This window comes from Bosea sp. ANAM02, assembly GCF_011764485.1.
Taxonomy (GTDB): Bacteria; Pseudomonadota; Alphaproteobacteria; order Rhizobiales; family Beijerinckiaceae; genus Allobosea.
Window position 1 is genome coordinate 1,173,745 of the sequence record NZ_AP022848.1, and the last position, 22,019, is coordinate 1,195,763.

Consider the following 22,019-nt stretch of genomic DNA (forward strand, 5'->3'; position numbering starts at 1 on the left):
GCTCAGAAGCGCTCGGGGCGCAGCAGCGCATAAGTAAGGTAGACGAGCAGGACCGCAGTCACCGCGCCGCCGAGGAGATAGTCGACGAACATGAGAAGGCTCCTTCAGAGCGCGTTGCAGGCCGAGACATAGGCGAGCGCGGCTGCGAAGAAGCCGAGCGCGAGCGCGAGCATGGCGATATCCATTGCCGTGGTCCTTTCGACCGGGCGTTACCGATGGGCCGGCGCATGCGAACCCGCCTTCCCACGGAAGGCGAGGACGCGAGCGGATCGACCATGGCTGGGATTATCGTGCCGGGGGCATAGCCGTTCGAGACGGCCGGCGGCGTCGCAGAATAGGAATTTTATAGGAATTCGGCTTGGTCTGCGGACGCGCGGCCTTCAGCCGTGAGGCGTGTCGGAGCGGAAGATGCCGGGCTTTCGCGGCACGGCGGTGGGGCGCTCGATCGAGAGGGTCACCTCCGGCGCACCATCCCCCTGATGCAGATCGATCAGGCTATCGTTCAGCGCCCGATCGACCGCAGTCCTGCGATAATTGAAGCGCAGGTAGTCGTGCCAGGTCGGCGTGCGGAAGCTTTCGGTCCAGACCGTGATGTCGTGGAGGTTGCGGGTCAGGATCCAGCGACGTGCGCCGTTGCGTCCCTGGGCACGCCGGCGCTGCAGCATCAGGGCGAGGAAGGCTTCGACCTGATCCGGGGCGATCCGGTATTCGATCTTGACGGCGATCGGCCCGCTGCGCGGCTTCAGGTCGAGGCCGAGTGCAGGCGTTTCGAAATTGTCGGGCGTCGAGACGTCGGAATCCTTGCGCTGATGGATCGGCAGGAGAAAGCCGAGGAGGGCGACGCCGAGGGACGCCGCGCTCGAGGCCTGCAGGGCGAAGCTCAGGGAATAGCTCTCGGTGACCGCTCCCCAGAGCCAGCTTCCGGCAGCCAGTCCGAGCGAGGTGAGGGCATAGTAGAGCGAGATCGTCCGGCCGACGACCCAGCGGGGGCTCGCCCATTGCACGCTGATGCTCAGGCCCGACCAGCCGAGCACCCATCCCGCGCCGCCGAGCATCAGCGCGATGGCCGCGACGGCCGGCATATGTGTCAGCGAAAGGCAGAGCGTGCAGGTCGCGCAAGCCGTGCAGGCCAGTTTCAGCATCTGCTCGTCCGAGAGCTTGCGCCGCAGCGTGGTCGAGGCGAGGCCGGCCAGCAGCGCTCCCGCGCCGAAGCCTGCCATCAGGGTGCCATAGGCGATGGCGCCCTGCTTGAGCTGGTCGCGCACCACCAAGGGCAGCAGGGCGAGGATGGCGATGCCGGCGAAACCGAAGAGGAAGCCGCGCCCGAGCGCCGTCTTGATCTCCGAGGACAGGGAGGTGAAACGGATGCCGTCGGAGATCGCCGTCAGCATCGCCTCGGGCGGCAGGCGCGGGACCGGCACCGTCCAGCGCGAGCGCCAGACAACAGCGAGCGGCGCGAGATGGCCGAGCGTGTAGAGGCAGAAGGCTGTCAGGGGACCGAAGGTCGCCAGGATGATGCCGCCGAGCGCGGGGCCGACGCTGCGCACGGTGTTGAAGCCGACCGATGTCAGCGTCACGGCCGCCGCGAGGTCCTTGCGATCGACGATGTCGCCGACCGAGGCCTGCCAGGCAGGGTCGTTGAAGGCGATGCCGCAGCCGGCGAGAAAGCTGAAGAACAGGATGACCCAGGGATTGATCATGCCGAGCGCGACGAGGATCGTCAGCGTCGCGGCGGTCACCGTCATCAGGGTCCGGGCGGCCAGCATCACCTTGCGACGATTGAAATTGTCGACGATGGCGCCGGCGAAGATCGACAGGATGAAGGCGGGCAGGTTGGTCGCGGCCTGGACCAGGGCGACCATGACGCTGGACGGGGTGATGGTCGCCATCAGCCAGCTCATGGCGATGGTCTGGATCAGCCAGCCGAGCCCCGAGATCAACCCGGCGAGCCAGATTGCCCGGAAGGTGACGTTCCTGAGAGGCGCAAACGGCCCGGCGGCTGCCGCGGGCTTCTGCACATCCATGGCTCGGCTCATTTCCGACGTCTGCTCCAGGGCCGCCGGCAGGGGTTCCGAGCGCTGTTCCGAATCTTATGTCACGTTTCCTTAGCCGGTGGCTCTGAGTTTCCGGAATGGAGGCCTTGCAGCGCTCCTTGGCCGGCCTGACGGCATATGCCTGCGATCGGGACGCCCGCCGATCGGCGGGCGTCCCGACAGGCGAAACGATTCTACATCGCGGGAAGCACCGCGATGTCCCTGGCCGCGGCGGTGAGGCCTGTGATCTTGCCGATCGCGGTCGCCTTGCCTGTCGCCAGGTCGACCTTGTGCAAGGCGCCGTCGGCGAGCAGCCAGCCGGTATTGGCGCCGTCCGCCGCGGTCTCGATGTCGAAGGCGACCGTCTTCGGCATGACCCCGAGCTTGCCGACAGCGCCGAGGACGCCGTCATTCGGAGGCGCCTGCTTGATCAGTCCGCCGATCTTGCCGTCGATATCGTAGAGCGCCGTTTCCTTCGTGCCCTTGACCGAATTAGTGTAGGCGCCGGCCACGATCATCGGCGCTTCGCCCTTGTGCATGTCGGTCTCGGCGAATTTCAGCTTGCCGTCGACGGTGGTCTTGCCGTCGTCGACATTGACGCGAAGGTTCGTTCCGTCCGAGCCCATCACCCGCAAACGGTCGGCGGCGGGGTTGAAATCGACCGTGGCCGTCGCGCCGGCGGACAGCACGGTATCCATCTTGGATTTCTTCGTCGCCTTGCCGGTCTTGTCGACCGTGTAGATCGTGCCGTCGATGCCGAGCGCATAGAGCATGCCGTCGGCCGGTCGGACATCGATGCCGGCGATCTTGCCGGCGATGCCGGTGACCTTCATGGATTGGCCGGCCTTCAGAGATGCAGTGTCGATCATGGTGAGCGTGTCGTCGCCGGTCAGGGCCGCGAGCGTGGCTGCCTGCGCGGCAATCCCGCTGCCGAGGCAGGTGGAAACGACGAGGGCGAAACGGATCGTCTTGGTCATCTTGTCCTCCGGTTCTGTCAGGCGCCGCGGGAGTTTCTGGCGGCGCTCATGCCGGATAGAGCCGGGACAAGGTGTTGGATGCGCTCAAAAAAATAAAACGGCTGCCGTGCATCCATTACGGCTGCGACAGCGTATCCTCTCGTCGTGCAGTCCAGCCGGGACTGTCGAGCAAGGGATTCCGCATGGGCGTCGACGCCGCGCAATCGCACGGAACAGGTATCGAGCAGGCGCTCGCAGCCTGCGCCGGCGGCGATAAAAACGCGCTCCGGCGCATCTACGACCAGGAATGCCCGCGTATGATCGGTGTGGCGCAGCGTATGCTGAAGCGCCGCGCCCTGGCGGAGGAAGCGGTGCAGGACAGTTTCATCCTGATCTGGCGGCATGCGGGACGGTTCGATCCGCAACGCGGTTCGGGCCTGACCTGGATCTATGCCATCCTGCGCAATCGGACGCTGTCGATCCTGCGCGACGAGAGGCGCATGGAGACGGATGAAAACCCGATCGGCGCGGAAGCCGCCAGCGACGACGACGATCCCGAGACGGTGATGGCGAAGCTTTCCGATGCCGAGGCCCTGCGCGGCTGCCTTGAGACCCTGCCTGCCGCCCGGCGCGGAATGGTGCTGCTCGCCTTCGCGCAGGGGCTGAGCCATGGCGAGATCGCCGGCAGGCTCGGCATGCCGCTCGGCACGGTGAAATCCTGGATCCGGCGCTCGCTGATCGCCCTCAGGGAGTGCCTCGGATGACGCAGGAGCCGAACCGCGAAATCCGCGCCGGAGAATATGTGCTTGGCCTGCTCGATGGCGCCGAAAGGGAGGCGTTCGAAAGGCAGATGGCGGGCGATGCGAAGCTGGATGCCGCGGTGGTCCGCTGGCAGGAACGGCTGGCGCCGATCGACATGATTGCGCCGGCGCTCGCTCCATCGGCCGATCTCTGGCAGCGGATCGAGCGCGGACTCGGCCGCGCTCCCGCCGCAAGCCCGGCGGCAGCGCGAAGGACCGCGCTCGGCGCCCGGCTTGCGCGATGGTGGGACAATCTCTGGCTCTGGCGCGGCGCGGCCTTTGCCGGCGCCGCGGCGGCGATCCTGCTCTCCGTCGGGCTCGTCGCGACCCTCGACCGCGCCCGCCGTCAACCCGTGATGGTCGCCGTCCTGCTGACGGATGCCAATATCGCCGCGGCGGTGGTGAACACGTTCGCCGACGGGCGCGTCGAATTGCTGCCGCTTCAGGATATCGCGGTGCCGCAAGGGCGGGCTCTGGAAATCTGGACGCTATGGGACCGGGCGGCCGGGCCACGCTCCGTCGGCCTGATCGACCGGGCTCGCGCCGTGGCGTTGCGGCTCGACGACCTGCCGCTGGGCGCCGACCAGCTCTTCGAGATCACGGTGGAGCCGGCTGCCGGTTCCCCGACCGGGCGCCCGACCGGCCCGATCGTCGCGAAGGGCCTGACTGCGCGACGCCTTTAGATGAGCGGCACCGCGATGGGCGTGGCTGAAAGGCCGGCGCCCGTCAGCGACCTTGCAGCGCGATCAGGTTGACGTCGATCGTGCGGGCGCGGAAGCCCGCCTCGCAATAGCAGAGATAGAACTCCCAGAGCCGGCGAAACGGCTCGTCGAACCCCAGCGGAGCGATGTCCGCCCAGCTCTCCAGGAAGCGCCGGCGCCACTCCTTCAGGGTCAGGGCGTAGCTCTCGCCGAAGTCGAGCTCTTCGACCACGGCGAGAGCGGCCGCCTCGGCGCTGCGCCTCAGGGCCGGAACCGAGGGCAGGCTGCCGCCGGGGAAGATGTAGCGCTGGATGAAATCGGTGCCTTGCTGGTAGCTTTCGAACAGCGCGTCGTCAATCGTGATCGCCTGCAGGACGACCCGGCCGCCAGGCTTGAGCGAGCGGCCAAGGGTGTCGAAATAGGAGGGCCAATAGGCCCGGCCGACCGCCTCGATCATCTCGATGGAAACGATGCGGTCGAACTGTCCGGCAATGTCCCGGTAGTCCCGAAGCTCGATGGTGACGCGCCCGGACAGGCCTGCTTCGGCGATGCGCTGCCGTGCCGCTTCGAGCTGGGCCGGCGACAGGGTTATCGCTGTCACCCGGCAGCCCTCGCGGGCGAGCCGCTCCGCCAGCGCACCCCAGCCGCAGCCGATCTCCAGGACATGCTCGCCGCCCGATAGATCGAGCATGGCGACGATCCGGTCGAGCCGGCGCTGCTGCGCGGCTTCGAGCGTCTCGCCCGGCCCCTCGTAGAGCGCCGAGGAATACATCATGCTGGCGTCGAGCCAATGGCCGTAGAATGCGTTGCCGAGATCGTAATGCGCGGTGATGTTGCGGCGGCTGCCGCGGCGGGTATTGGCGTTGAGCACGTGGCGCAGGCGGTTGACCAGCCGTGCCGGCCAGGCGCCCGAAACCAGCTTGCGCAAGGTCGCGTCGTTGCGCGCGCCGAGCTCGATCAGGGCTGTAAGGTCCGGCGTATGAAGGTCGCCGTCGCGATAGGCTTCGGCCAGGCCGATATCGCCGTCGAGCAGAAGGCGTCGCATCGCGCGCCAGTTGTTCAGGATCATCGTCGCCTGCGGCCCCGGCAGGCCGGGCGCGCTGCAGACCCGCTCGCCGTCCGGCGTGAAGACCGTGAGCTGCCCGATCGTGATGCGGGAGAGCACGCGACGCAGGAACCAGCGCGACAAGCTCAATCCGTTCGGCGCCGCGAATGTCTGCTCGGGCAGGCGAAGGGGATGATCGGTTTCGGGCCGGCTCATGGTTGCGTCGCTCCTTTCGCGTGCGGCGTCGCCATGCGGCCCCGGCTGAAGGGCGGCTCCGGCGCGGCCGAATGCGGCTGCCAGGGAATGCGCTTCGCCAGCAGCCGCAATGCGTGCCAATGGATGGCGGCGGTGACCTTCAGCGTGAGAAGCGGATGGGTCGCGAGCAGCCGCAGCAAGGTGGCATCGCCGAGTTCGGATCGCTTGCCGCTCAGCACGGCGGTGATCAGGCGCCCTTGGGCGTCGCTGCCCTCGATGGCGACGGAGACGCGCTGTCCCGGCGGGGTCACCGTGAAGGCGTAGCTCATGCCCAGCTTCATGAACGGTGAAACGTGAAAGACCTTGTCGGCCTCCTGCCGCACGGTGCCTTCCGCAGCTTCGGCCGGCGCGACATAGCTGTGAACTTCGCCGAACGTGTTGTGCACCTCATAGACGGTGGCGCAGAGGCTGCCGTCGCGGCGGTAGCAGAAATAGGTGCTGAGGGGATTGAAGGCGTAACCGAGGATGCGCGGCATCGTCAGGAGGTGGATCGGGCCGCCGTCATGGGCGATGCCGGCATCCGTCAGGGCGGCCTCGACCTGCGGGCGCAGCGGACGGCCGCTGCGATCCCCGTAATCCGCGTCGCGAAAGGCGTAGAGATTGAAGCGGTTGCGCGAGAAGAACGCGAGCTTCGTCGAAAGCCGGTCGATCTCGTCGAGATCGAGCAGCATCCAGAAGACGCGATAGGCCAGCGCATGCGGGCGGGGCCGGAAGCGATGATGCCTGACACGGCCGACATAAAGGGCGGATTGCCAGGTCATGCGGCCAGGTTCCGCTGGGCCGCGTGCGGGATGCGGCCGGATTCATCGCGCACCTGCCAGGGCCGGCGCACGCCGCCGAGGGCCTCGGCGACGGCAAGCCCCGCCTGCAAGCCGTCCTCGTGGAAGCCCGATCCGAAATAGGCGCCGCAGAACCAGCTCCGACGCATGCCCTGCAAGGACCAGAGCCGTTCCTGCGCATCCAGTGCGGCGGCATCGAACAACGGGTGTTCATAGACCTCCTCGTGGAGGATGCGTTCGTGGCGCAACGTGTCCGGCGGGTTGAGCGTGACGAAAAAGGGCCGTGCTTCCGGGAGACCCTGAAGGCGGTTCATCCAGTAGGTGACGGCGCAGGCCGCATCCGGCCGGGCGCGGTCGCCGATATGGTTCCAGCTCGCCCAGGCGCGACGGCGTTTCGGCATCAACGCTTCGTCGCCATGGAGCACCGCGCGGTTGCGGCTGTACCGGAAGGCGCCGAGTGCCTCGGCTTCCGCGCTGCTGGCGTCCGTGATCATCGCCAGCGTCTGGTCGGCATGGCTGGCGAAGACGACATGGTCGAAGGTCTCGGTCCAGCCCTCGCCGCTCAGAACGGCGGCATCGGCGGCACGCCGAACCTGCCTCACCGGCGCGCCGGTCCGTACCTCGCCCCGAAAGGCTTTCCGCAGCGTCTCGACATAGGTGCCGCTACCGCCGGTCACGGTGCGCCAGACCGGCCGGTCGGTGAGCTGGAGCAGGCCGTGATTGTGGTGGAAGCGCAGGAAGGCCGCGGCCGGATAGGACAGGATTTCCGCGCAGGGCGCCGACCAGATCGCGGCAGCCATCGGCAGGAGATGATCGTCGCGGAATGCGGCGCCATAGCCGCCTGCGGCGAGATAGTCGCCGAGCGAGACGCCACCTGCGCCACCCGCAAGCGCATCCCTGGAGGCGTTGCGATAGAAGCGGGTGATGTCCTGGAGCATCGCCCAGAAGCGGGGGCGCACCAGATTGCTCCGCTGGGCGAACAGGCCGGCCACGCTGGTGCCGCTGTATTCGAGCCGCCCGCCGTCGAGAGACACGGCGAAGGACATCTCCGTTGCCTGCGTGGCGACGCCCAGATGCGCCATCAGGGCGACGAAATTCGGATAGGTCGCCTCGTTATAGACGATGAAGCCCGTATCGACCGCCGTTTCGCCGCCATCGCCGGCGATGCGGACCGTATTCGCGTGACCGCCGAGGCGGGGCGCGGCTTCGAACAGCACCACGTCATGGGCCTGTCCCAGCAACCACGCGGCCGAAAGCCCGGAGATGCCGGCGCCGATCACGGCGATCCGCATCGTCTTGCCCTGCGCCCGTTCCATCGTCGCGTCCCTGCTGATCATGAGCGGTATACGCGGCATGGGACGAACTGGATTTGTCGCGGGGCCGGCAAAAGCTCAGGGCGGTGTGACCCAACACCGCCGCGCCTGCGTAAACGCGGGAAGGCCGGGAAATTCCGCGAGAGATCTGGATGATGCCGATGAGCAGAATGAAGCGGATGGCTGCGATGATCGGCGGGTATGCGGCACATCCCGATCCCCGCGGCGCGGTCGCCAATGCCGTCGCGCTGGTGATCGTCTCGAACCAGCCGTTCTATCCGCTTTACGTCTACTGGGCGGTCTCGCCGGTCGTCGCGCCCTCCTATCTGACGTTCCTCTCGACGCCTTTCTTCGCCGCCGTGCCGGCAGCCATGCGGCGCAACCCGCTGTCGGGACGAGCGCTGCTTCTGGCCGCGGGTATCGGCAATACCCTGCTGTGCCGCGCCGCTTTCGGCCCCGGATCGGGGGTCGAGGTCTTCCTGTTTCCCTGTCTCATGCTGGCGCTGATGCTGTTTCGCCGTTCCGAACGCGTCTTTGCATTCGGCTCCGCCGCGCTGGCCTATCTCGCCTACCTCCTGCCGACCTCGCTGCTCGGCGCGCCATCGCATCTCTACGAGCCCGTCGAGTACGCGGCTTTGCAGCGCCTGAACTTCCTCAGCGCGGCTTCCCTGACGGTGCTGATCGGATGGCTCTTCTGCAGGAGCCTCGACAGAATTTCGCGTGGCGATGAAACCGGCGACGCCCGCGGAGCGTAGACGGGATGCATCCGCCGAAAGGATCTCGTCATGACGCGCCTTCCGCTTGCTCTCGCGCTCGCCGTCCTTGTGGTCGACGGCGTATCCGCCAGCGATCTCGACGGGACATGGCTGCGCGACGACGGCAATGCGCGCGTGCGGATCGCGCCATGCGGCGACAAGATCTGCGCCACCAATCTCTGGATCGGCGACACCAGCAAGGGCGAGGCGGCCGGCGACAAGCTCGTCATGACGCTGGCCCGCCAGCCCGACGGCACATTTTCCGGCAGCGCCTACGACCCCAAGCGCGACTGGACCTATGCGATGACGATCACCGCGACGCCCGGTGCGCTCGTCACCCGCGGCTGCATCGTGGGGGGCCTGATCTGCCGCGACGTGAACTGGAAGGCTGCCGAGTGACGGCGACCGATCTCATCCCTGTGATCCGGTGCGGCGTCACCCGCGTATCTGGCCTATGGTTCCCGCACTCGCCCTGACCGTCGACGGCATGCGCAAGGCGGGAGCCTGCGCGCAAGGAGGTCGCTTCATCGTCCTGTTCGACCCCAACAGACTGATTGCCGCGATTGCGCGCTCGGGCGACCGGGAGGCTTTCGCCGCGCTGTTCGACCATTTCGCGCCCCGCGTGAAAGGGCTTCTGATGCGCGGCGGTGCTTCGGCGGAGCTGGCCGAGGAGGTCGCGCAGGAAACGCTCTTGGCCGTCTGGCGCAAGGCCGCCCTGTTCGACCCTGCGAAAGCCAGCGCCTCGACCTGGATCGCAACGATCGCGCGCAATCTGCGCATCGACATCGCCCGCCGCGAAATGCGCTCGCGGCTATCGCAAGTTTACGAGATTCTGGATGAAGAAGCCCCCGAACAACCCGATGCGACGCTCTCCGGCGCCGAGCGCGATGCGCGCGTGAGGGCCGCGATGACCCAGCTTTCCCCCGACCAGTATCGCGTGGTCGAACTGGCGTTCCTGGAAGGCTTCAGCCATCAGGATGTCGCAAACCGTCTCGCCATCCCGCTGGGCACGGTGAAGTCCCGCCTACGCCTGGCATTGTCGCATCTGCGCGGCCGGCTGGAGGACCTGCGATGAGCGTCGCGCATCGCCCATCCGACGAAACGCTCGCAGCCTTCGCCGCGGGGCAGCTCGACGAGGGGCTGGCGCTGGTCGTCGCCTGCCATGTCGAAGCGGACCCGGAGAGTCGGCGGCGCCTGCGGGAGCTGGAGGCCGTGCAAGGCGCGCTGCTGGAGGAGGTTCAACCCGTCGCGATGGCCGCTGGGCCCCGGGATAGGCGCGGCGGCGCGACGGCTGCTGCGGATTCCGGAATGGCGCGATCGCCCGTTGAAGCCGGCATGCCCGGCGTGCTTCGCCCTTACGGCCTTGGTCCGTGGCGGCCGATCGGCATCCGCATCGCCATGCGGCGCGTCGAGGTCCCCGGCGCGGATGCGCGTGTCTTCATGTTGCGGGCCGGACCTGGAATCGCCCTGCCGCACCACAAGCATACCGGCTTCGAATGGACCACGATTCTCGCCGGTGCCTATGAACATGAGTACGGGCGCTATGCGGCCGGGGATTTCGACGAGGCCGATGCCGAGCATGACCACACGCCGCGCGTGGACCCGGTCGAAGGCTGCACCTGTATCGTCGCGATGACGGGCAGCGTGCGGCTGCAGGGATGGCTCGGCAGGCTGCTGCAGCCGCTGGTGCGGTTTTGACGGTCGTCTCCTTTGCCGCGGCTGTTGCCTTCGTGGCGCTGGCCATGTCCGCCTTCATGGCCTTGGCGACGAAGGTCGAACGCCGCACCGGCAATTCCGGCTGGATCGACGTGGTCTGGACCTTCGGCCTGGGATTCGCGGGCATCGCCGGGGCGCTGCTGCCTTTCGGGAACGGGCCGATGTCGCGGCGCCTGCTCGTCGCGACGCTCGCTCTGGCATGGGCGCTTCGGCTCGGCCTGCACATCGCGCGGCGGACCAGCGGCATCGCTGAAGATCCACGCTATGCCAGATTGAAAAGCGACTGGGGCGGCGATGCTCCCCGGCAGCTCGCCCGGATGCTGCAGATGCAGGCATTGGCGAGCATCCCACTGGGGTTGGGAATCGTTCTGGCGGCCCATAAGCCCATGCCTTCGCTGGGCTGGGGCGATCTCGCGGGTATCGCCGTGTTCGCGGCCGGGCTGGCGGGCGGGGCCGTGGCCGACGGGCAGTTGCGGGCCTTTGCCCGTTCGAACCGCGGCGGCGTCTGTGATTACGGCCTGTGGCGCTGGTCGCGCCATCCCAATTATTTCTTCGAATGCGTGCTGTGGTGCTCCTATGCCGTGATCGCTCTGGGTGCCGGCTATCCATGGGGCTGGCTCGCCTTGCTCGCGCCGGCCTGCATCACCCTGTTGCTGACGCGCATCTCCGGCATCCCGCCCCTGGAAGAGCACATGCTCGCCAAGCATGGCGATGCCTATCGCGCGTACCAAAGCCGAACCAGCGCCCTGATCCCGCTGCCGCCGAAAGGAGCGACGTGATGACGATCATGCAGAAGCTTTCGACCTGGGGCGAGGGGCTCCCGGTTCCCGATGCCGTCAGCCGCATGGTGATTGCGTCGCTGGTCGGGCGCACCGCGCGTTCGCTGACCGCGCAGTCAAGCGATGCCGCAAGCTTTGCCCGCGACATGGCGGATTTTCCGATTGCCGTTCATACCGACGCCGCCAACGCCCAGCATTACGAGGTGCCGGCCGCCTTCTTCGATCAGGTTCTCGGCGCCCGGCGCAAATACTCCTGCTGCTACTACGCCGATCCCGGCGATACGCTGGCGGCAGCCGAGGAGAAGGCGCTGGAGCTGACCGCTGAGCATGCCGGGCTGGCCGAGGGCCAGCGGATCCTCGAACTCGGCTGCGGCTGGGGTTCGCTGTCGCTTTGGATGGCGGAGCGCTATCCGAAGGCGCGGATCGTGTCGGTCTCCAACTCGGCTTCACAGCGCGCCTATATCGAAGCGCAGGCGCAGCGCCGCCATCTCGGGAATCTCACCGTCGTCACCGCTGACATGAACGCGTTTGCGACGGAGGAGCGTTTCGATCGCGTGGTCTCCGTCGAGATGTTCGAGCACATGGCGAACTGGCGCGAACTGCTCGGGCGTGTTCGTCGCTGGCTGAAGCCGGACGGCCGGCTCTTCATCCATGTCTTCGCCCATCGGCAGGGCTGCTACCGCTTCGACGCCGCCGATACGGGCGACTGGATCGCGCAGCACTTCTTCACCGGTGGCCTGATGCCGAGCGCGACGCTGGCGCATCAGTTCCCCGATCTCTTCACCGTTGAGGCCGAGTGGCGCTGGAGCGGCGAGCATTATCGCGCGACGGCCGAGGACTGGCTGGCGAATTTCGATCGCAACCTCGCGGCGATCGACCCCATCCTGCGCGATACCTATGGCGCGGATGCGCTGCTCTGGAGGCGCCGCTGGCGCCTGTTCTTCCTCGCGACGAGCGGCTTGTTCGGCCATGCCGGCGGCGAGGCCTGGGGCGTCCATCACTACCGACTGCGCTCGGCGTAAACGGCCGGGCGGCCGATGCTCTAAACCCAGCCCCAACCGGCCAGGCGGCGGACGACGCCGAAGGCGAACCATGTGCACAGGCCGACCACGACCGTGCCGTAGACGAGATCGGCCAGCGTGATCGTCAATGTCCAGGGCCGCAGCGTGGCATAGTTGGTCAGGTCGTAGGTGGCATAGGCGAGCAAACCGATGAGCGCGCCGTTGAGCAGGGCTGCATTCGCGCTACCGTCGCGCAAAGCCGGCATCAGCGCGAAATGGACCACCCCGAGCGGGAACCCGAAATAGAACAGCGCCGCCGGCCAGTAGCGCACCGGTTCGACGATCAGGTCGCCCAGGACCGGGCGGTAGAGCCTTGCGGTCATCGTGCTCAGCCAGATGGCGTCGCAAATGCCGAAGGCGAGGAGGAAGGCGACGTAACCGGCGGTGAAGCGCATGACGATCTCCTGAATTCCGAGAAGAGATACGCCGGGTGTGCAAGGATGGTTCAGTGCCGCTTGCGATCTGCTCCCATCGTGCCGTAAATCCATTACGGCCGGCGGAGCGTATAGGTGGCGATACGGTTCTCGCCACAGGTGACCATGACGCTCCGGATTGCTCGACGCACGATCCTGCCGCTGCTCGCCGGGCTCGCATTGCCCGCCTGCGCGGCCCTGCGACCGGGCGGCCTGACCCAGGGCGCGCGCGACGTTGCCTATGGCCCGCATCCCCGTCAGCGCATGGATATCTATGTTCCTCCCGGCGCCCCCGACGTGCCGAAGCCGGTGGTCTTCTTCGTCTATGGCGGCTCATGGGCGAACGGCGCCAAGGAAACCTATTCCTTTGTCGGGGATGCGCTTGCCGCACGCGGCTTCGTCACGGTGATCGCGGATTATCGCCTGGTGCCGGAGGTCCGTTTCCCGGTCTTCATCGAGGACGGCGCGCTGGCGCTGCGCTTCGTGCGGGACACTGTCGCCCGCTTCGGCGGCGCGCCGCGAGACCTCCACCTGATGGGGCATTCGGCGGGTGCATACAACGCCATGATGCTGACGCTGGACCAGCGCTATCTTGCCGCCGTGGGGATGCGCACTGGCGACATTCGGTCGACCATCGGCCTCTCCGGCCCCTACGATTTCCTGCCGTTCGACATCGATGTGACGAAGGCGGCGTTCGGAACTGCGCGCGACCTGGCCGGAACGCAACCGATCAATTTCGTGCGCCGGGACACGCCGCCGATCTTTCTGGCGACGGGCTCCGACGACACGACGGTCCTCCCTCGCAACAGCGAGCGCCTGGCGGCGGCGCTCAAAAGGGCCGGCGCCCGATCGGTCGCTCTCAAGATCTATCCGGGACTCGGCCATGCCGGCACGGCGACGGCGCTCTCCAGGCTTCTGCAATGGCAGGCACCCGTCCTCGACGATGTCGTAGCGTTCCTGAAAGAAACCTGACGTCATTGCTCCAGATATCGACCGGCGCCTTGGGCCCACATCGTCAGGTTGCCGGGAAGCGGACGGGAGCGCCCCTGCGATCGATGGTGCCGCGGCTCAGCACTGCATGGCCCGGCCGGTCGTCGGCCGGGGCATCGATCTCGATCGGTCAGAACATGTGGAAAGGCGGCTTGGCATCATCCGGCAGGAGCGGCTTGTAGGGCGTCTGGGCCAGGCGTTGCCGGAAATCGGCCTTGGCCTGTTCCAGGAGCCCTGGTTCGACGAGCGCGTCCACGGCGACGCCCGCCATGACCTTCGCGACGTGGACCATGCCCTTGTGGGCCAGCGGAGACTGCCCGTGAGCGGTCAATTGCCAGGAATGCCCGGGCGTGCCGATCGTATAGGTCGCGCCGCGCGCCTGGACGGTCGGAACGGCCCAGGAGACATCGCCGACATCGGTGGATCCCATCATCCGCGGACCCGGCACCTCCTTGGGCGCGATCGCGTTGCACAGGGGGAAATCCGTTGCCGGCAATCCCGAGCGGCGGAAGGCGCTTTCGATATGCGCCGGCGTCACCGTCTTCTGCATGCGCCGGGCGAAGGCGACGTCGTCCGCATCGAAAGGCGGCGGGCCGAGCCGGTCGAAATTGCGCTGCATCGCATCTTCCAGGGGCGTGTTAGCCAGCAGGTTGCTCATCGCGCTGACGACTTCGCTCGTAACCGTCGTCTCGGTCATTAGCGCCGCGCCTTCGGCGATGTTGCGGACACGGGCGAGCAGCTCGTGAACCTGGGAGACCATCGTCGCGCGCACCACGTAGCGCAGCCTGGCCTTCGCCTGCACGACATTCGGCGCGATGCCGCCGGCATCCAGATAGGCATAATGGATGCGGGCATCGGACGGCATGTGCTCACGCATGTAGTTGACGCCGACATTCATCAGCTCGGCGGCATCGAGGGCCGAGCGGCCGAGATGCGGCGCAGCCGCGGCATGGCTGGCGCGGCCGGTGAACTCGAAGTCGATCGTCGTGTTCGCCAGCGACATGGCGGCCGTCACCGCCGCGAAATCGGCCGGGTGCCAGGAAATCGCGATGTCGACGTCCGCGAAGGCGCCTTCCTTGACCATGAAGGCCTTGCCGGCCCCGCCTTCCTCTGCCGGGCAGCCATAGTAGCGGACGCGGCCCTTAAGCCCTCGCTCCGCCAGGAAATCCTTGACCGCCGCGGCCGCCAGCATCGCGCCGGCGCCGAGAAGATTATGGCCGCAGCCGTGACCGGCCGGCTGGTTCGGCAAAGGCTGGTGCTCGGACAGGCCGGGAGCCTGCGACAGCTCCGGCAGCGCATCGTACTCGCCGAGGATGGCGATCACCGGGCCGTCTTCTCCCGCTTCGCCCATGACGGCGGTCGGCAGGCCGGCGATGCCGGTGGCGACGCGAAATCCCTCGCGCCGCAGCTGCTCGGCATGGGCCGCTGCCGACTTGACCTCCCGGTAGTTCAGCTCGGGCATTTCAAAGACGCGGTCGCTCAGCTCGATATAGTCCGCCTGCTTCGAATCGACGATCGTCCAAATCTTGTCGGTGTTCTGCACAGCCTTCTCCCGCGATGCATTCGCGCCAATAGATGCCGCCGAGGGCTGCCATCCTCCGCAATGGCACGGCGTGAGCAGCCCCGGCGGCGAGAGGCTACTACAACGACAGCGGCAGAACGGCTGAATTTTGCGTCGAAGAATCGGCGATTGTTGCAGGCCGACACATATTCCGGAGCCGTCTTCGCTTCAGCGTCTCCGCCGTCAACCGGTCTTTCGGAAGCGGGGCTCACCCGGCGGCGACCGCGACGAAGCGATGGCGATAGTCGCCCGGCGAAAGCCCGACAAGGCGATGGAAGAGCTTGCGGAAGGCGGCGACATCCTCGTAGCCGACCGCCCAGGAGATCTGCTCGATCGAGCGCCGGGTGAACTCCAGCAGCTCGCGCGCCTTGCCGACGCGCAGGTGCTGGGCATATTCGATCGGCTTCAGGCCGGTCGCGGCCTTGAAGCGGCGCTGGAAGGTGCGCTCCTCCATCGCCACGACCTTCGCCATCTCGCCGACGCTGATCGCCTTGGCCTCGCGCGCCTGCAGCCAGTGCTGCACCTTCAGGATCGCCTCGTCGCCATGGGTCAGGCGCGGGGAGAAGCGCGAATAGTGCCGCTGCTCGCGCCCGGCGGAATCGATCAGCATGAAGCTGCCCGTCTCGGCCATCACGGTTGAACCCAGAAGCCGATCGACGAGCCGAAGGCCGAGATCGGTCCAGGCCATCAACCCGCCGGCGGTGACGATGTCGCCGTCCTCGATCACCATCTTGTCGGTGTCGAGCCGGACATCGGGAAAGCGTTCGCGGAAGGCATCGGCGAAGAGCCAGTGCGTCGTCGCCGGGCGCCCCGACAGCAGGCCTGTCGCCGCCAGCGCGAAGACTCCGCCGCAATTGGCCGCGAGCGTCGTGCCCTGGGCGTGCCGATCGAGCAGCCAGCGCGCATAGGGCGTCGCCTCCTCCATCTCCATCGGGCCGGCGAGCCGGCCGGGCACGACCAGCACGGCGGGCTCCATCGGCCGGTCGAGCTGCGGATGACTGTCGAAGACCCGGACGAGGCAGCCGTCCTCACCCGGCCGCCAATGGCTGACGCGCAGTCCCGGCCCGCCGCGCTTGCCGGAGAAATGCCCGGCGATGTCGAGAAGGTCGGTCATGCCATGGACCATCGCGGTCTGGCAGCCCGGATAGAGCACGAGTCCGATCTCGGCCTTCGGCGGCGCTGGGGTGGCTGCGACCATGGCTCGTCTCCACGTTTGTCGGTTTTGGCCCGGTGAATGTCGGTTCCGCCAATCCCGATCATTCCTCACGCGGCGTAATCCTTCAACCACGGGGCGCGGACGTCCCGGCAGGTATCCTCAAGGCATTGAAAGGATGACGACAATGACCACAATCACCACCAAGGACGGCACCCGCATCTTCTACAAGGACTGGGGCCCGAAGGACGGGCAGCCGATCATCTTCTCCCATGGCTGGCCGCTGACGGCGGATGCCTGGGATGCGCAGATGGTCTTCTTCGCCAATCAGGGCTTCCGCACCATCGCCCATGACCGGCGCAGCCATGGCCGCTCCGACCAGGTCTGGGCCAACAACACCATGGACCGGTATGCCGACGACCTCGCCGAGCTGATCGAGCAGCTCGACCTGAAGGACGCGGTCCTGGTCGGCCATTCCACCGGCGGCGGCGAAGTCACCCGCTATATCGGTCGCCACGGCACGGGCCGCGTCGCCAAGATCGGCCTGATCGGCGCGGTGCCGCCGCTGATGCTCAAGACCGAGGCCAATCCCGGCGGCCTGCCGATCGACGTCTTCGACGGCATCCGCAAGGGCACATACGACAACCGTTCGCAGTTCTTCCTCGACCTGACGATCCCGTTCTACGGCTACAACCGGCCGGGCGCCGTGATCTCCGAGGGTATCCGCCAGAGCTTCTGGCAGCAGGGCATGATGGGCGGGCTCAAGGGTCAGCTCGACTCGATCCGTGCCTTCTCGGAGAGCGACTTCAACGCCGACCTGAAGCGCTTCGACAAGCCGACGCTAGTGCTGCACGGCGACGACGACCAGATCGTGCCGATCGGCGCCGCGGCGCTCTCGACGGTGAAGATCGTCAAGCACGCCGTCCTCAAGGTCTACGAGGGCGCCGATCACGGCCTGACCCAGACCCATCAGGACCGCTTCAACACCGACCTGCTGGCCTTCATCAAGGGCTGACCGCCCGCCGGCCGGACTGATCCGGCCACCCCCCCTCACTCATCGCGAACCCAGCGCCGGACGGCGTTCAAGCCGTCCGCTCGCCCCCTCACAACCCGGAGAATCCAGATGACCAAGCAGACCTTCCTCGTGACCGGCGCCTCGAACGGCATCGGCGCCGTCTATGCCGACCGCCTCGCCCGGCGCGGCCATGATCTCGTCCTCGTCGCCCGCAGCGCCGACAAGCTCGAGGCGCTGGCCGGGCGCCTGCGTCAGGAAACCGGCGTCGCCGTCGAGGTGCTCGCCGCCGATCTCGGCAAGGCCGGCGATCTCGCCCGTGTCGAGAAGAGGCTGCGCGAGGACGCCGCGATCACCGGGCTCGTCAACAATGCCGGCATCGCCGGCGAGGGCCCGATCCAGACCGCCGACCCCGCGCATATCGACAGCATGATCGCGCTGAACGTCTCCGCCGTGACGCGGCTTGCCGCCGCGATCGCCCCGCGCCTTGCTGCCCGCGGTGCCGGCACCATCGTCAACATCACCTCGGTGACGGCGCTGATGCCGGAGGCGTTCACCGCCGTCTACCCGGCGACGAAGGCTTACGTGCTCGCCTTCAGCGAGGCGCTGCAGACCGAGCTCGGACCGAAGGGCGTGCATGTCCAGGCCGTGCTGCCGGGCATCACCCGCACCGCGATCTGGGAGGAGGAGCGCCTCGCCCAGATCCCGGCCGAGATGGTGATGTCGGTCGACGACATGGTCGATGCGGCGCTCGCCGGGCTCGATCTCGGCGAACGGATCACCATCCCGTCCCTGCCCGACACCGCCGATTTCGAGCGTTTCATCGCCGCCCGCGGCGCGCTGCGCCCGAACCTTTCCCTTCGCAAGCCCGCCCCGCGCTACGGCGCCTGAATCAGCGGCCAGACCAAGGACCACCGCCATGATCCCCGGACTTTCCATCGAAACCCTGCTGACCGTCCATGTCGCGGTCAGCCTGATCGGCATCGCCACGGGCCTCGTGGCCATGCCCGCCCTTGCCGCCGGCCGCTGGCTCCGCGGCTGGCAGGCCGCCTTCCTGATCACGACGGCGCTGACCAGCGTGACCGGCTTCCTGTTCCCGTTCAGCGGCGTGACGCCGGCCTTCCTCTTCGGCTTGATCTCGATGCTGGCGCTCGCCGTCACGGCCGCGACCTGGCCGTTCCGGGCGCATCATACGGCCGCCGGCATCGCCTATGCTGTCGCGGCGACGCTGGCGCTCTACCTCAATCTCTTCGTCCTGATCGTGCAGTCCTTCCGGAAGGTCCCCGCGCTGCAGCCGCTGGCTCCGACACAGAGCGAACTCCCCTTTGCGATCTCCCAGATCGTGCTGCTGCTCGTGGTCCTCGTCATCGGTGCCGGTGCAGTTCTCAAAGCGCGCCTCGGCCGTCTGAATAGCTTGCCCTGACGGAAACGAGCGGCTGGGAACCTGTCCCCAGCAACCGGCATGCAGAGAAAGGCCCTGGCGCGCTCCACCGGACAAGATTGAATCCGAAGGATTCGTGAGGGCGCCCGCCGGCCGGTCAGGCCGCCCCATCGGAGCGGCGAGCGAAGCGAACTGGCCTGAGATGGGAAAAATGGTGCCCCTGGCCGGGATCGAACCAGCACTCCTTGCGGAACTCGATTTTGAGTCGAGCGCGTCTACCAATTCCGCCACAGGGGCCCTTTGCAGGCGGGCGGACTATAGCGATCGATGGAGGTCGGTCAATCGCCGGCGCCGCCATTCCGGCAGGTTTATGCGGGTGATCGGCATGGTGTCCCGCCGACGGCACCGCATGGCGTTGACGGAATGCAAAAACACGCTTCTGGGAAGCGTGGAGGCCGTTGCCTCACCCCTTCGCTCGTGCTCTAGAGCGCGCCATGCTCAAGCGCCTCTACGAATGGACGATGTCGCTCGCCGCCCGGCCGCGGGCGGAAATCTGGCTGGCGGTGGTCGCCTTCGTCGAAAGCTCCTTCTTCCTGATCCCGGCCGACGTCCTGTTCGTGCCGATGGCGCTGGCCCGGCCGCGGCGGGCCTATCGGCTGGCTTTCGTCGCGACGCTGTTCTCCGTGCTCGGCGGCATCGCGGGCTATGCGCTCGGCTATTATGCCTTCGAGGCGCTGGCGAAGCCGGTCCTCGCTTTCTACGGCAAGCTCGACGCTTTCGAGACGCTCAAGGCCTGTGCCGGGCCGGATACGACGCTGATCCTGCTGACGACCTCGGGCCTCGCCCATCTGCCGCCGATCAAGGTGGTGACGATCCTGGCCGGCGCCGTCCATATCGGCCTGGCCTTCTTCGTCATCTCCTGCGTGCTGGCGCGCGGGGCGCGCTTCTTCGCGCTCGCCTTCCTGCTCCGGCGCTATGGCGACACGATCCGCCATTTCATCGAACGTCGCCTGAAAGTGATCGCCGTGGTGGGCGCCGCCTTGCTGATCCTGCTTTATTTCGGCCTCAAGCTCGTCGCAGGGTCGGGCCAGCTTTTCTCCTGCTGAGCCCGTCATGACAGCTTCCGCCGCCGCCGCCCCCGCTTTGCGCCGCCTGCCCAGCGCGCGGCAATTGACCGCCCTCATCGGCGTTGTCAGCCTGGCCTTGATCGCGGGAGCCTGGTTCTTCGAACTGGTCCTGCACCTGCGCCCCTGCAAACTCTGCCTCGAGCAGCGCGCGCCGCATTATGCTGCGATCGGGCTCGCACTGGTCGGGCTGACGCTGGCGCGCTCGCCACGCTTGCAATGGCTGGTTCTGCTCGGCCTCGCCGGCTTGATGGCCTGGAGCACCGGGCTCGGCGTCTATCATGCCGGCGTCGAATGGGGCTGGTTCCTCGGGCCGAACGATTGCGGCGGGGCGGCCCCGGCCGCAGCCGGCATGCAGGATTTCATGAAGCAGTTGCAGACGACGCGGATCGTCGCCTGCTCGGAAGCGGCCTGGCGCTTCCTCGGGCTGTCGCTGGCCGGCTGGAACGCTTTGGCATCGGCCGGGCTCTTCCTGCTCGCCGTGCTCGGTCTGCTGCGTGGAAAGGCGGCGACGTAAGCCTTACGGCTCCAGCTCCGAATCCCAGTAGAGATAGTCCAGCCAGCTCTCGTGCAGATAGTTCGGCGGGAAGAGCTTGCCGTTGCGGTGGAGATCGTTGACCGTCGGCGCATAGGGCTTCTGGGCCGGAAACATCTCGACTGCGGCCGGCATCTTGTCGCCCTTGCGCAGGTTGCAGGGCGAGCAGGCGGCGACGACGTTCTCCCAGGTGGTCAGGCCGCCCTTGGAGCGGGGAATGACATGGTCGAAGGTCAATTCCTCGCGCGTGTTGCAGTATTGGCAGGCGAAGCGGTCACGCAGGAAGACGTTGAAGCGGGTAAAGGCGGGGGTGCGCGAGGGCTTGATATAGCTCTTGAGCGAGACCACCGAGGGCAGCCGCATGTCGAAGCTCGGGCTGCGGACCACCGTGTCGTATTCGGAGACGATGTTGACGCGGTCCATGAAGACCGCCTTGATCGCGTCCTGCCAGCTCCACAGCGACAACGGATAGTAGCTGAGCGGCCGGAAATCGGCGTTCAGTACCAGAGCCGGACAACCGTCCGGCGATGCCATCGGATGCATCACATGCGCCGTCAAACCCGTCGCACCTCCGCTTCGTCGAGCGGGACGAATCCCGCTCGGGGATCAATGTAAGCGCGAGACGACAGGAATGTGAAGGAGCTTGTTGCAGTTGCGGCAAGCATCTGCGCGCGGGCGAGGGGCGTCCTCATCCGCGGCGGCAAAATGGTCGATTGTGGTGGTTTCGGGCCGGATTTCGGAGCCGCCGTGCCCGGCCCGGTTCGTCAGCGGGTCGGGACGGGCTTCTCGCCGCGATAGTCGTAGAAGCCGCGCTTGGTCTTGCGGCCGAGCCAGCCGGCCTCGACATATTTCACCAGCAGCGGGCAGGGGCGGTATTTCGAATCAGCCAGGCCGTCGTGGAGCACCTGCATCACCGAAAGGCAGGTGTCGAGGCCGATGAAATCGGCGAGCTGGAGCGGACCCATCGGATGATTGGCACCGAGCCGCATGGCGGTGTCGATCGCCTCGACCGAGCCGACGCCCTCGTAGAGCGTGTAGACGGCCTCGTTGATCATCGGCAGCAGGATGCGGTTGACGATGAAGGCCGGGAAATCCTCGGAAACCGAGACGGTCTTGTGCAGGCTGTCGACGAGGTGCTTGGCGCGCTCGAAGGTGCCGTCATCGGTGGCGATGCCGCGGATCAGCTCGACGAGCTGCATCAGCGGGACCGGGTTCATGAAATGGATGCCGATGAAATGCTCGGGGCGGTCGGTCGCGGCGGCAAGGCGCGTGATCGAGATCGAGGACGTGTTGGAGGCGAGGATCGCGTCCGGACGCAGATGCGGGCAGACGGCCGTGAAGATCTTGCGCTTGACCTCCTCGTTCTCGGTCGCGGCCTCGATCACGAGGTCGCAATCGCCGAGATCGGCCAGGCCGACGGCGGGCTGGATGCGGGCGATCGCGGCGCGGCGCTCCTCCTCGGCAAGCGCGCCCTTCGAGACCTGGCGGGCCATGTTGCCGTCGATCGTGGCGAGCGCGGCCTTGATCCGCTCCTCGGCGATGTCGTGCAGCCGGATGTCGAAGCCGGCGGCGGCCGCGACATGCGCGATGCCGTTGCCCATCTGGCCTGCCCCGATAATGCCGATCGTCTTGATCGCGTGGTCCGACATGGTTTGAT

Annotated in this window: 25 protein-coding genes and 1 tRNA gene; 14 read left to right on the forward strand and 12 right to left on the reverse strand. The window is 67.0% G+C overall.

All coding sequences use genetic code 11. The features are described from left to right. Positions 1 to 2: 2 nt before the first annotated feature. The 3 genes from OCUBac02_RS05655 to OCUBac02_RS05665 all read right to left on the reverse strand — a co-directional run bounded on the left by OCUBac02_RS05655 (position 3) and on the right by OCUBac02_RS05665 (position 3,010). Positions 3 to 92, reverse strand: coding sequence for a K(+)-transporting ATPase subunit F (locus OCUBac02_RS05655; protein WP_173044066.1), 90 nt, complete (start codon positions 90 to 92; stop codon positions 3 to 5). 288 nt (positions 93 to 380) lie between these two features. Further along, positions 381 to 2,024, reverse strand: a complete 1,644-nt coding sequence (locus OCUBac02_RS05660) for an MFS transporter (protein ID WP_173044068.1) — start codon at positions 2,022 to 2,024, stop codon at positions 381 to 383. A 203-nt stretch (positions 2,025 to 2,227) separates the two neighbouring features. Next, positions 2,228 to 3,010: a DUF4394 domain-containing protein gene (locus tag OCUBac02_RS05665; protein WP_173044070.1), complete on the reverse strand. Its 783-nt coding sequence runs from the start codon at positions 3,008 to 3,010 to the stop codon at positions 2,228 to 2,230. Positions 3,011 to 3,192: 182 nt separating this feature from the next. Between OCUBac02_RS05665 and OCUBac02_RS05670 the strand changes: the two genes are divergently transcribed. Both OCUBac02_RS05670 and OCUBac02_RS05675 read left to right on the forward strand, forming a co-directional pair. Beyond that, entirely contained in the window at positions 3,193 to 3,753 is a 561-nt protein-coding gene (locus OCUBac02_RS05670; RefSeq protein ID WP_173044073.1) for a sigma-70 family RNA polymerase sigma factor, read from the forward strand. Then, on the forward strand, positions 3,750 to 4,472 hold the full coding sequence (locus tag OCUBac02_RS05675; RefSeq protein ID WP_173044075.1) for an anti-sigma factor: 723 nt from the start codon (positions 3,750 to 3,752) through the stop codon (positions 4,470 to 4,472). Before OCUBac02_RS05670 ends, OCUBac02_RS05675 begins: the two co-directional genes overlap by 4 nt. A gap of 43 nt (positions 4,473 to 4,515) precedes the next feature. Here OCUBac02_RS05675 and OCUBac02_RS05680 read toward each other — a convergent pair whose 3' ends face one another. The 3 genes from OCUBac02_RS05680 to OCUBac02_RS05690 are packed head-to-tail and all read right to left on the reverse strand — an operon-like array spanning position 4,516 to position 7,885. Then, the gene (locus tag OCUBac02_RS05680; protein WP_173044077.1) at positions 4,516 to 5,751 is read right to left on the reverse strand and encodes an SAM-dependent methyltransferase; all 1,236 of its coding nucleotides are present in this window, start codon (positions 5,749 to 5,751) and stop codon (positions 4,516 to 4,518) included. Continuing rightward, on the reverse strand, positions 5,748 to 6,551 hold the full coding sequence (locus tag OCUBac02_RS05685; RefSeq protein WP_173044079.1) for a DUF1365 domain-containing protein: 804 nt from the start codon (positions 6,549 to 6,551) through the stop codon (positions 5,748 to 5,750). The genes OCUBac02_RS05680 and OCUBac02_RS05685 overlap by 4 nt, the downstream gene beginning before the upstream one ends. Beyond that, on the reverse strand, positions 6,548 to 7,885 hold the full coding sequence (locus OCUBac02_RS05690) for an NAD(P)/FAD-dependent oxidoreductase (RefSeq protein WP_173044081.1): 1,338 nt from the start codon (positions 7,883 to 7,885) through the stop codon (positions 6,548 to 6,550). Before OCUBac02_RS05690 ends, OCUBac02_RS05685 begins: the two co-directional genes overlap by 4 nt. Positions 7,886 to 8,043: 158 nt before the next feature. Between OCUBac02_RS05690 and OCUBac02_RS05695 the strand changes: the two genes are divergently transcribed. The 6 genes from OCUBac02_RS05695 to OCUBac02_RS05720 are packed head-to-tail and all read left to right on the forward strand — an operon-like array spanning position 8,044 to position 12,154. Further along, complete coding sequence (locus tag OCUBac02_RS05695) at positions 8,044 to 8,637, forward strand: hypothetical protein (RefSeq protein ID WP_197933319.1); 594 nt, start codon at positions 8,044 to 8,046, stop codon at positions 8,635 to 8,637. Between the two features lie 30 nt (positions 8,638 to 8,667). Continuing rightward, complete coding sequence (locus OCUBac02_RS05700) at positions 8,668 to 9,036, forward strand: DUF2147 domain-containing protein (protein ID WP_173044083.1); 369 nt, start codon at positions 8,668 to 8,670, stop codon at positions 9,034 to 9,036. Between the two features lie 55 nt (positions 9,037 to 9,091). Continuing rightward, the gene (locus OCUBac02_RS05705; protein WP_244639111.1) at positions 9,092 to 9,712 is read left to right on the forward strand and encodes a sigma-70 family RNA polymerase sigma factor; all 621 of its coding nucleotides are present in this window, start codon (positions 9,092 to 9,094) and stop codon (positions 9,710 to 9,712) included. Beyond that, positions 9,709 to 10,335: a ChrR family anti-sigma-E factor gene (locus tag OCUBac02_RS05710; protein WP_173044085.1), complete on the forward strand. Its 627-nt coding sequence runs from the start codon at positions 9,709 to 9,711 to the stop codon at positions 10,333 to 10,335. Before OCUBac02_RS05705 ends, OCUBac02_RS05710 begins: the two co-directional genes overlap by 4 nt. Before the next feature lie 44 nt (positions 10,336 to 10,379). Next, complete coding sequence (locus OCUBac02_RS05715) at positions 10,380 to 11,132, forward strand: DUF1295 domain-containing protein (protein WP_244639112.1); 753 nt, start codon at positions 10,380 to 10,382, stop codon at positions 11,130 to 11,132. Then, positions 11,132 to 12,154 carry an SAM-dependent methyltransferase gene (locus tag OCUBac02_RS05720; protein WP_173044087.1) on the forward strand — a complete coding sequence of 341 codons (1,023 nt, stop codon included), beginning with the start codon at positions 11,132 to 11,134 and terminating at the stop codon, positions 12,152 to 12,154. The genes OCUBac02_RS05715 and OCUBac02_RS05720 overlap by 1 nt, the downstream gene beginning before the upstream one ends. A gap of 20 nt (positions 12,155 to 12,174) precedes the next feature. Here the strand turns inward: OCUBac02_RS05720 and OCUBac02_RS05725 are convergent, their stop codons facing one another. Next, positions 12,175 to 12,588 carry a DUF2177 family protein gene (locus OCUBac02_RS05725; protein WP_047576910.1) on the reverse strand — a complete coding sequence of 138 codons (414 nt, stop codon included), beginning with the start codon at positions 12,586 to 12,588 and terminating at the stop codon, positions 12,175 to 12,177. Between the two features lie 114 nt (positions 12,589 to 12,702). Here OCUBac02_RS05725 and OCUBac02_RS05730 point away from each other — a divergent pair, with 114 nt between their 5' ends. Next, complete coding sequence (locus OCUBac02_RS05730; RefSeq protein ID WP_244639113.1) at positions 12,703 to 13,578, forward strand: alpha/beta hydrolase; 876 nt, start codon at positions 12,703 to 12,705, stop codon at positions 13,576 to 13,578. A gap of 148 nt (positions 13,579 to 13,726) precedes the next feature. On the opposite strand, the gene OCUBac02_RS05735 is transcribed toward OCUBac02_RS05730, so the two are convergent. Together OCUBac02_RS05735 and OCUBac02_RS05740 are read right to left on the reverse strand one after the other, a co-directional pair. After that, on the reverse strand, positions 13,727 to 15,139 hold the full coding sequence (locus tag OCUBac02_RS05735) for a M20 family metallopeptidase (protein WP_047576907.1): 1,413 nt from the start codon (positions 15,137 to 15,139) through the stop codon (positions 13,727 to 13,729). A gap of 226 nt (positions 15,140 to 15,365) precedes the next feature. Further along, complete coding sequence (locus OCUBac02_RS05740) at positions 15,366 to 16,355, reverse strand: GlxA family transcriptional regulator (protein ID WP_173044088.1); 990 nt, start codon at positions 16,353 to 16,355, stop codon at positions 15,366 to 15,368. A 142-nt stretch (positions 16,356 to 16,497) separates the two neighbouring features. Here OCUBac02_RS05740 and OCUBac02_RS05745 point away from each other — a divergent pair, with 142 nt between their 5' ends. The 3 genes from OCUBac02_RS05745 to OCUBac02_RS05755 all read left to right on the forward strand — a co-directional run bounded on the left by OCUBac02_RS05745 (position 16,498) and on the right by OCUBac02_RS05755 (position 18,745). Next, positions 16,498 to 17,325: an alpha/beta fold hydrolase gene (locus OCUBac02_RS05745; RefSeq protein WP_173044090.1), complete on the forward strand. Its 828-nt coding sequence runs from the start codon at positions 16,498 to 16,500 to the stop codon at positions 17,323 to 17,325. A gap of 108 nt (positions 17,326 to 17,433) precedes the next feature. Next, positions 17,434 to 18,213 carry an SDR family NAD(P)-dependent oxidoreductase gene (locus tag OCUBac02_RS05750; RefSeq protein ID WP_173044092.1) on the forward strand — a complete coding sequence of 260 codons (780 nt, stop codon included), beginning with the start codon at positions 17,434 to 17,436 and terminating at the stop codon, positions 18,211 to 18,213. A 28-nt stretch (positions 18,214 to 18,241) separates the two neighbouring features. Beyond that, a complete protein-coding gene (locus tag OCUBac02_RS05755; protein ID WP_173044094.1) occupies positions 18,242 to 18,745 on the forward strand; it encodes a hypothetical protein in 504 nt (167 codons plus the stop codon). Between the two features lie 170 nt (positions 18,746 to 18,915). Here OCUBac02_RS05755 and OCUBac02_RS05760 read toward each other — a convergent pair. Beyond that, a tRNA-Leu gene (locus OCUBac02_RS05760) sits at positions 18,916 to 19,000 on the reverse strand. Between the two features lie 197 nt (positions 19,001 to 19,197). Here OCUBac02_RS05760 and OCUBac02_RS05765 point away from each other — a divergent pair. Then, positions 19,198 to 19,809, forward strand: a complete 612-nt coding sequence (locus tag OCUBac02_RS05765) for a YqaA family protein (protein ID WP_173044096.1) — start codon at positions 19,198 to 19,200, stop codon at positions 19,807 to 19,809. A 7-nt stretch (positions 19,810 to 19,816) separates the two neighbouring features. After that, complete coding sequence (locus OCUBac02_RS05770; RefSeq protein ID WP_173044098.1) at positions 19,817 to 20,344, forward strand: disulfide bond formation protein B; 528 nt, start codon at positions 19,817 to 19,819, stop codon at positions 20,342 to 20,344. A gap of 3 nt (positions 20,345 to 20,347) precedes the next feature. Here the strand turns inward: OCUBac02_RS05770 and OCUBac02_RS05775 are convergent, their stop codons facing one another. Then, positions 20,348 to 20,905: an HNH endonuclease gene (locus OCUBac02_RS05775; protein ID WP_173044100.1), complete on the reverse strand. Its 558-nt coding sequence runs from the start codon at positions 20,903 to 20,905 to the stop codon at positions 20,348 to 20,350. Between the two features lie 221 nt (positions 20,906 to 21,126). Continuing rightward, a complete protein-coding gene (locus tag OCUBac02_RS05780) occupies positions 21,127 to 22,011 on the reverse strand; it encodes a 3-hydroxybutyryl-CoA dehydrogenase (RefSeq protein ID WP_047580462.1) in 885 nt (294 codons plus the stop codon). Positions 22,012 to 22,019 lie beyond the last annotated feature (8 nt).